Origin of the sequence: Uliginosibacterium aquaticum (genome assembly GCF_012972705.2) — a bacterium.
GTDB lineage: Bacteria > Pseudomonadota > Gammaproteobacteria > Burkholderiales > Rhodocyclaceae > Uliginosibacterium > Uliginosibacterium aquaticum.
Genome location: NZ_JABCSC020000007.1, coordinates 86,883 through 94,005, shown reverse-complemented (window position 1 = coordinate 94,005; position 7,123 = coordinate 86,883). Strand labels below are relative to the sequence as shown.

The following is a 7,123-nucleotide window of genomic DNA, read 5'->3' as shown; positions in this document are numbered from 1 at the left end:
CTCGGTGAGACTCGCCCCAAGATTGTTGCGGGCCCGGCGGCATCCGCATCGGGGCGCTCTCGCCTTTGCACACAAATGCTTCAATTCAAGACCTGACCCTGGTCTTGCTCATCGCTATTGAATTTTTTGCGCGGAATTGGCTACACAGCGCATGGCGTAATCCGCAAATTCCCCTGTCGGATCGATTGGCAATCGAACCATAGTCATTGCGCGCATCTCCATCGCTACCGGTTCCATATTATCTTGACCGCGGGTTACTTTTTGGGTGCCTGTTGCAGGGCCCTTGGGGTTGAGGACAGGGGAGTTCGCGTAGTACTTCGCGTCATACCAATCCAGCGTCCAGTCCGGCCCGTTGGAGACCAGATCATATAGACCTAAAGGTGACGGGGGAAATAGTCCAACTTCATACAGTGAATGCATAGACGAATAAACACCTTCAGCTTGATTGTGTTCCTCCAGCCATTCATAAGTTGGCACATTGCGCCCCGCATCTATCTTGCCGTTGTCGGTGGCATAGATCACCATCTGGCCCCGGTTACGCGCGGCATACTCCCATTGCGCCTCAGTGGGCAAGTCCATGGGCGTGCCCACTTGCTTGCCAAGCCATTGGCAATAGTCTCGCGCGGCTTGCCAGCGAGCCCTAGCAGGCGCTGTACGACGTTTGTACTCGAGATCGCGCGGATCTTGCGCAATCTTCTTCTGCCCAGTCGCTTCGGTGTAGATGTCGTAGTCTTCATACGTTGTCTTGTAGGCAGCTATGGAGAAGCTATCCAGCTTTACCTCGTGCAGTGGCATGGTATCCAGCGCGCCGTAGTAGGGCAGCTTTGCAGCGTTGTGCACCATGCCGAAATCGCCCATCTGGAATGTGCCGCCTTCGACAAACACCAAGTTCTTTTTGGTCTTGGCGATCAGGGTTTGAAGGGCGCTGCCTTCGGGGCTAGGGGCTTTAGTGCCACTGGCGGGCGGGGTGGTGGATGCTTCGCAAGCGGCCAGGCACAGCACCAAGCTCATGCCTAGGGCGCGTAAAGGGAGTGGTGTGAGCATAATTAGCCTACCGGGTTATCAAGGTTTGCAACGGTAAACGACGGGCTGGTTTTTTGGCCAGAAATGTTAAAGGATGGCGTGTCATTCATCGCCACCTTGTAACCTTTAGGGAACTTTCCTTTAAGCCTTGCTTTCATCTCAAAGAATGTAGTGAGGTAGGGGTTGTCCATATCCTTGTTGGCGGCATTGTTGCCTGCGTTGGTGTTGGCAAAGGCTTTCCGCAAGTCGTCGCTCAAATTCAGACCGTTGTTCAGCAAGCGCAGTACGTCACCTTCGGCTTCTCCACTGCTGCGGGGGGCTTCGTTTTTAGCACGCGGCTTCGTTGGGATTTTAGAGGGGAGTTTTTGCCCGGCGGGTGTCATGTGCTGAAACACGTTCTCCCATTCAGCGGTGAGCTGCACAGGCGTCAATATCTTCAGGATGGCTTGCTTGCGCCTGTCCAGATAGTGGATATTGGGCAGGTAGCCTGTCCCCTCCCTTTTTACCGCCGGGGTATCGCTCATATGGTCGTAGTCCCAGTGACGCGTCAGCTGATAGAGGAGCGGGCCGCGCGTCTCAGGAGGGGCGTACACCAACCAATGCGGATTGCGCATGATGCCATCGAGCATTTTTTTGCGGTCATCGGAGCGGTCAATAGTCTTAAGCATTTTGTTAAATGATTGGTCAATCTGTAGTGCAGATTCTTTTAGTGCCTGACCCAGCGAAGTTTGCTCGCCAATTAACCTCACCAAGACTTGCGACAATGCCTGAAACGCAGCTTTCTCCACAAACACCAGCTGCTTGAAGCCCACGTGCTGCAACTGCATGGCCAGCCACTTCACCATTTCGGCCATCTGGTCCAGGTTCACTGCAAAGTCCAGCGCACCTTTGGCACCGGGGCCAAAGGTCACGCCAGCAGCTACTTTGAAGCGGAATTTGCCTTGGGCGTAGTACATGTGAAAGTTGGCTTTTGCGCCAATCCCTGCGCTGAGCGCGAAGTCGAACGCCACTTCGGCAAAGCTGACAAAGTCTTTCTTCTCGGGCGGTAGCCACTGCAAGCTGCCTTTGGGGGTGATGCCGGCTTCCGCACCAGCGAAAGCATCCACACTGGCTTTGACACCCGTGCCATCCGGCATTGCGGTGTTTTCGCCATCTGCTTCAAAGGAAGGCAGTTTGATGGGTTTGTTTTTGTCCTTCCAAGCGGTCTTCACCATGCTTGTATAGTTGGGGCCTTTATCACGGGGTTTTCCTTCAAGCGACGGGCCGACGCCTGGTATGAACTTGAGCGTGGCGCTGCCCTCCATTGCCACTTTGGCGCCCGCAAAACCATACAGCGTAAGTTCCAGGTAGACGCGTATCGCGCCCATGTCTTGGCCACCGCATGTCATGAGCCAGCCCGCACGCGAGGGCACGGCATAGTGCATCGCGTAGCTGCCTTCGCAAGCGACTACCTTGCCTTGCAGGTTGCCGCTAATGCCCACTGCGCCTTTGCGCCAGTCCATTTGGCTTTGTGCGCCTGCCGCTCCGACCAGCCGCAGCCACTGTGCCGAGTAGTCGGTGTCAAAAGATTCGCTGTACTCAATGCTGTCGGCCAGCTGCCCGCCGAAGCCGGGCAAGTCTAGGGTACCGTAGGCATTTTTATCGAGCCCCTTGGTCTTGAGCTCGCCAAGTATGTTCGACATGGATTTAGTTAGTAAATTGCGGTCTACGGCCCCGGCCCCTAATGGGGTGCGTGGCGGCGGGGCCTTGCCGGGTTTGTCCGCGTAGTAGGCTTCTTTTCTAGCCGCATCAGCAGATTTTTTGGCAGCAGCCTTTTTTGCTTCATCGGTATTTTTTGCTGCTTCCTCTTTGTCTGCTTTGGCTTTGGCAGCGGCATTGTTTTTTTGCAGATTATTTGAAGCGTCAATGGCGGTGTGGCCTTTGCCTTCGTATTGTTTTTTTGTGGTGCCGTCTATGTCTTTGACCGTGAGCTTGATGCTGAATTGTTCACGGTTGAGTCGGTTGTTTTTTAGCTTTAGATAGTGGCCTTCATTGATGTAGCGACGACGAAGCGTCGTTTTGGGCTTGCCGTCGAGCTTTCCGCTGGTGGTGGTTTCGAAGGTGTAGACCTCTCGAATGTCTGTGAGCTTTTTAAAGTTTTTGTTTAACGTTTCTTTTACCTTGTCCTCCGCCAAACCCAAGGCCTTTTCAGCAGCGGCGACCGCATCGGCGTCTCTCGACTCTAGTGCCTTGCCAAGGTCTGCTTGTGCTTGGTGTTTGGTGCGCAGAACAGCGTCAAACTGCCCGCTAAATTTCTCAAAGTCTTCAAAGTCTTTGCGCGGCACGACCAGCAACTCTTGTGTCTGCGGGTTGACTACCACGGGTGCCGAAGTTACGCCTGCCAAAGGCACGGTGTGGTTCGCATCCGGCGCAGTGTTCGCCGATATGGTTTTAAACGGTACGTTGTGATGGGTTGATGTGCCGCCCTGTACGAAGGGCTCAAGGTATCCAGTTTTAATCAGCGCACGGGTGCCTGGGTAGGTGAATTCAAAACTCACGCTATCTGTGCACCAAATACGCTCTGTCAAACCCTTGGCATCGGTTTTGCCTTCAATGAGCTGGCCTGACTTTGCGTCACGTGCGCGAACACGCTTGCCTTTGTCGTCCACCATAAACGCTTTGAACGAGGCCCCGGCAATGGGTTTGTTGGTGGCAGCGTTCACAAACATCGCGCGCTGGAATGACAGTAGGGCCACTTTCCCGGTGATAGCCCCTGCAGCATTGCTGCCCAACACATCAATGTGTAATTGCGAAATGGTTTGATCTTCCACACGAATTACAGGGTCTTCGTAGCGGGCAAGGACTGGGTTCAGAACTTTAATTTTGAATGTCTGATTGGTTGCACTAGTGTTGGGAAACTGCGCAGTTTCTCCATTGGCTCCAGTGACGCCGCGTGTAATTTCCGTGTTTGCATCATTGACGATTTGGTAATGCGTCTGCGCGCTTGCATGCCTGCCGCCGTAGGTATCCAAGTAGTACAAAGAGAATTGTCCGTGTGCCATATCGAAGCTCTTGGGTTAGATTTCTTGAGGCTGCACGTGGTAGCCCTGGTGATCGTCGTCTTGCAGGAAGAGCTGCACACGTTGCGCAAATTCGGTGGTGATTTGTGGTGTGCGGCCTTGAGCGTCAGTGCGGCCTGATGCTAGTACGCTGCCGTCTTGACTGAGCATGACGTAGTTGGCGCCCTTGATTGGCTCGCCTTGCACGGTCAAGGCTTGGTAGCGAAGGTAGTGAGGGCCAGAAGACAAATTGAGACTGGATTGAATAAAACTCACCGGTGATGGCGTCGCACTTTTCGCACTCGTGAAAATACGCTGACTCCCTTTCAGTTCCACCTTCCCCGGCGCAATCAGGGTGATGTTCCCGCCCGAGATCTGTATCGACGCGCCGCCTGCTGTGAGCGCGAGGTCGTTCTTGCCCTGCAGCAGCACATCCTTGGTAGTGGAGGTGATCGTCACCTTCTTGTCTGCGTTGAAGTCGGCCTTGTCTGATTGCGCTTGCACGCTGAGCTTGCCTTTCGCGGCGTGGAGCTTGAGGCCTGTGTCTTGCACCGGGCGGCTGCCATCGGAGGCTTTGCCGTAGGTGTAGAGCGCGATGCCGTCTTTCACCGCCCAGGCGCTCTTGCCTTGGGCGGCGAGGTGGATGTCTTGTGCGGCGAGCGTGAGGGTGTTGCCGGTGTTGAGGATGGCGTCTTTGGGGGTGAGGGCGCCGATGCCGGCGGGGGACTCGGCGGTGATCATCGGCTCGCTCCAGCCGGCTTCGCCGGAGGACTGAGGGCTGGGTGCTGAGGACTGAGAGTCACCCAGCACGTTCTGGCTGTGGGCGAGTTGTTCAGTTGCGGCGAGCTTGTCGGGCGCGGCTTCGCCTTCGAGGCTGGCCTTCTGTTTCTGTGCGGATTCGGCGAGCGCCTTGACGAGGCCGTGGGCGGCGTCGAGTTGCGTGCCGGCGAGCTTGGCGTCCATCTGCGCGCCCGTGGCATTGGTGCGTGCATCGGTGCTGAGCAAGAGGCCGCTGCCGGCACGCAGCGCTCCGGACTCGTGGGTGCTGAGCTCCGCGCCCTGGCCGCGAAAAGCTTTGCGCTGGTTGTCGAACTGATGACGCAACGCGCCCAGATTCAGGCTGCTGGCGAACTGGGTGGTGGCCAGCTGGGTGCGTGGCTCCTTGGGCGTGAGATCAAAGACCAGTTGATTGAATCCGCCGTTGCCGGACTGGCTGGCGGACATCGCTTGGGTCTTGAAGCCGGCGAGCACGGCAGGGTGGGCATGGCCCGGGCCGGTACTTGAAGTCGCTGGATTCCCGCCTTCGCGGGAATGACGATCTTCTGAGGCGTCGCTGCCCCCCGCAAACCAGGCCGGTGCATTGCCCGTGGCCACCCCCGCGCCGCTGGCCACCTGGTTGCCCTGTGCGGCATTGGCGCCCTGGCCGTTGTAAAGACTGCCGACGACGACCGGGCGATCGATATCACCCTCGATAAAGGCGACCAGTACCTCCTGGCCGACACGGGGCACGAAAGAAGCGCCCCAGTTGGCACCGGCCCACTGGCTCATCACGCGCACCCAGCTCCAGCTGCCGGCATTGGCCGGCGCGTTGTCCTCCCCCGAGGGCACGGCCAGCCGGCTGTGGCTCTGGCCGCCGCGCTGCCAATGAAACTGCAGCCGGATGCGGCCGTCGCGGTCGGTGTGCACCGGCTGGCCCGCTTCGCCCACCACGATCGCGCTCTGCGTGCCCTGCACGCTGGGGCGCGGGCGCAGCAAGCGCCCTTGCTCGGTGCTCAGGGGCGCGCGCCAGGGCAGGGCGGTAGGCAGAAGGGTGAAACTATTGTGATAGAGCGGCGCCTCAGGCTGTTGAGTGAGCGCGCCGAAGGTGTTCGCGAGCTTCTCGGTGAGACTCGCCCCAAGATTGTTGCGGGCCTGGTGGCGGACGCGAATCACCGCGTAACGATTGCGATCCGCTTCGTTCTGCGCCTCGGGCGCATCTGCATCGAAGTGATCGAGCAAAGTGAAACGGCTGCCGGGGGTGAGGCTGCGCACGGCGCTTTCACCGATCAGTGTCTGGCGCTGAGCCTCGATGGACTCCTGCAGGCAGCGAGCGAAGCGCTCGCCCGTTTCGCGATCGGGCCAGGCATAGGCGCCGGGCGTATCGAAGCGGGTCAGCGGCATGCTGGCGACCTGCTCGTCGGGCAGCCCCGGGGCACTGGAGAGACGCGCATCCAGGCTGCGGTAATCCCAGCTCGCGAGCGCCACCGCATGGCTTGCCAGCGCACGTTGCGACACCAGATGCTGGATCGTATCAGCCGCCTCGGTCGCGTCGGAGCGGTGAAAGCGGATCGAAGCCTGAGCGTTGTCCGCCAAGGCATCCATATGGTCTGCAATCACCAGCGTGTGGCTGGCCTCGGCGGCGCTCGCCCCGCTTGCGTGCTCGAACCAGGCATACAGCCCCTCTTCGGCCATCAGGCGCTGCACGAAGGCCAGATCGCTCTCGCGATACTGGGTGCACACCGAGCGCTTGCGATACAGCGAGGCATCGGCGAGCGCCCAGCGCCAGGCCGGGTTGAGGCTAGCCTGACCGAGATAGTCGGCAAACACGGATTCGACGATCTCGATTACCGACATGTCATGGAAGACGTAGCTATCCCGCCGATGGGCAAGAAAGGCCAGCCAGGGCTCCACGGTGAGGCGGTAATAGCCGAAGGCGCCATCGGCAGCGAGGGCTTCGAAGTGGGTGATGTGGCCGGAGAGGGGGCGCAGGGCCGTGCGTGACTGGGCCGTGAGCAGCTCGATCAGCAGTGGCTGGCCGAGCCAGTCGGCCGCTTGCAGACTGGTGTTGGGGCTCAGGGCGAGCAGCTCGAAGCGGAAGCCTGCGCCATCCTCCCGGGCGGGGATGATTTCTTCGACGCCCTCCAGGCGTTCGGCGAGCAGGGAGACAGTCTTGTCTGCCGTATGCAGGCGAAGCAGGCGGGAGCTGTCGGAGTGGCCGGCTTGCAGCAGTTGGCGGACGTCGTCGGCGAGGCTGGAGAGGTCGGAGTTCATGGTTGTTGTGTGGCTGTAGGTAAGGTGGCGCG

At 58.7% G+C, this 7,123-nt stretch carries 3 protein-coding genes; all 3 read right to left on the bottom strand.

What is annotated here, in order from left to right; all coding sequences use genetic code 11:
• Positions 1–114 precede the first annotated feature (114 nt).
• The 3 genes from HJ583_RS18855 to HJ583_RS18845 are packed head-to-tail and all read right to left on the bottom strand — an operon-like array spanning position 115 to position 7,091.
• Complete coding sequence (locus HJ583_RS18855) at positions 115–1,011, bottom strand: formylglycine-generating enzyme family protein (protein ID WP_170023351.1); 897 nt, start codon at positions 1,009–1,011, stop codon at positions 115–117.
• Positions 1,012–1,046: 35 nt separating this feature from the next.
• Positions 1,047–4,064 carry a hypothetical protein gene (locus HJ583_RS18850; protein WP_170023350.1) on the bottom strand — a complete coding sequence of 1,006 codons (3,018 nt, stop codon included), beginning with the start codon at positions 4,062–4,064 and terminating at the stop codon, positions 1,047–1,049.
• A gap of 15 nt (positions 4,065–4,079) precedes the next feature.
• A complete protein-coding gene (locus HJ583_RS18845) occupies positions 4,080–7,091 on the bottom strand; it encodes a type VI secretion system Vgr family protein (RefSeq protein ID WP_170023349.1) in 3,012 nt (1,003 codons plus the stop codon).
• Positions 7,092–7,123 lie beyond the last annotated feature (32 nt).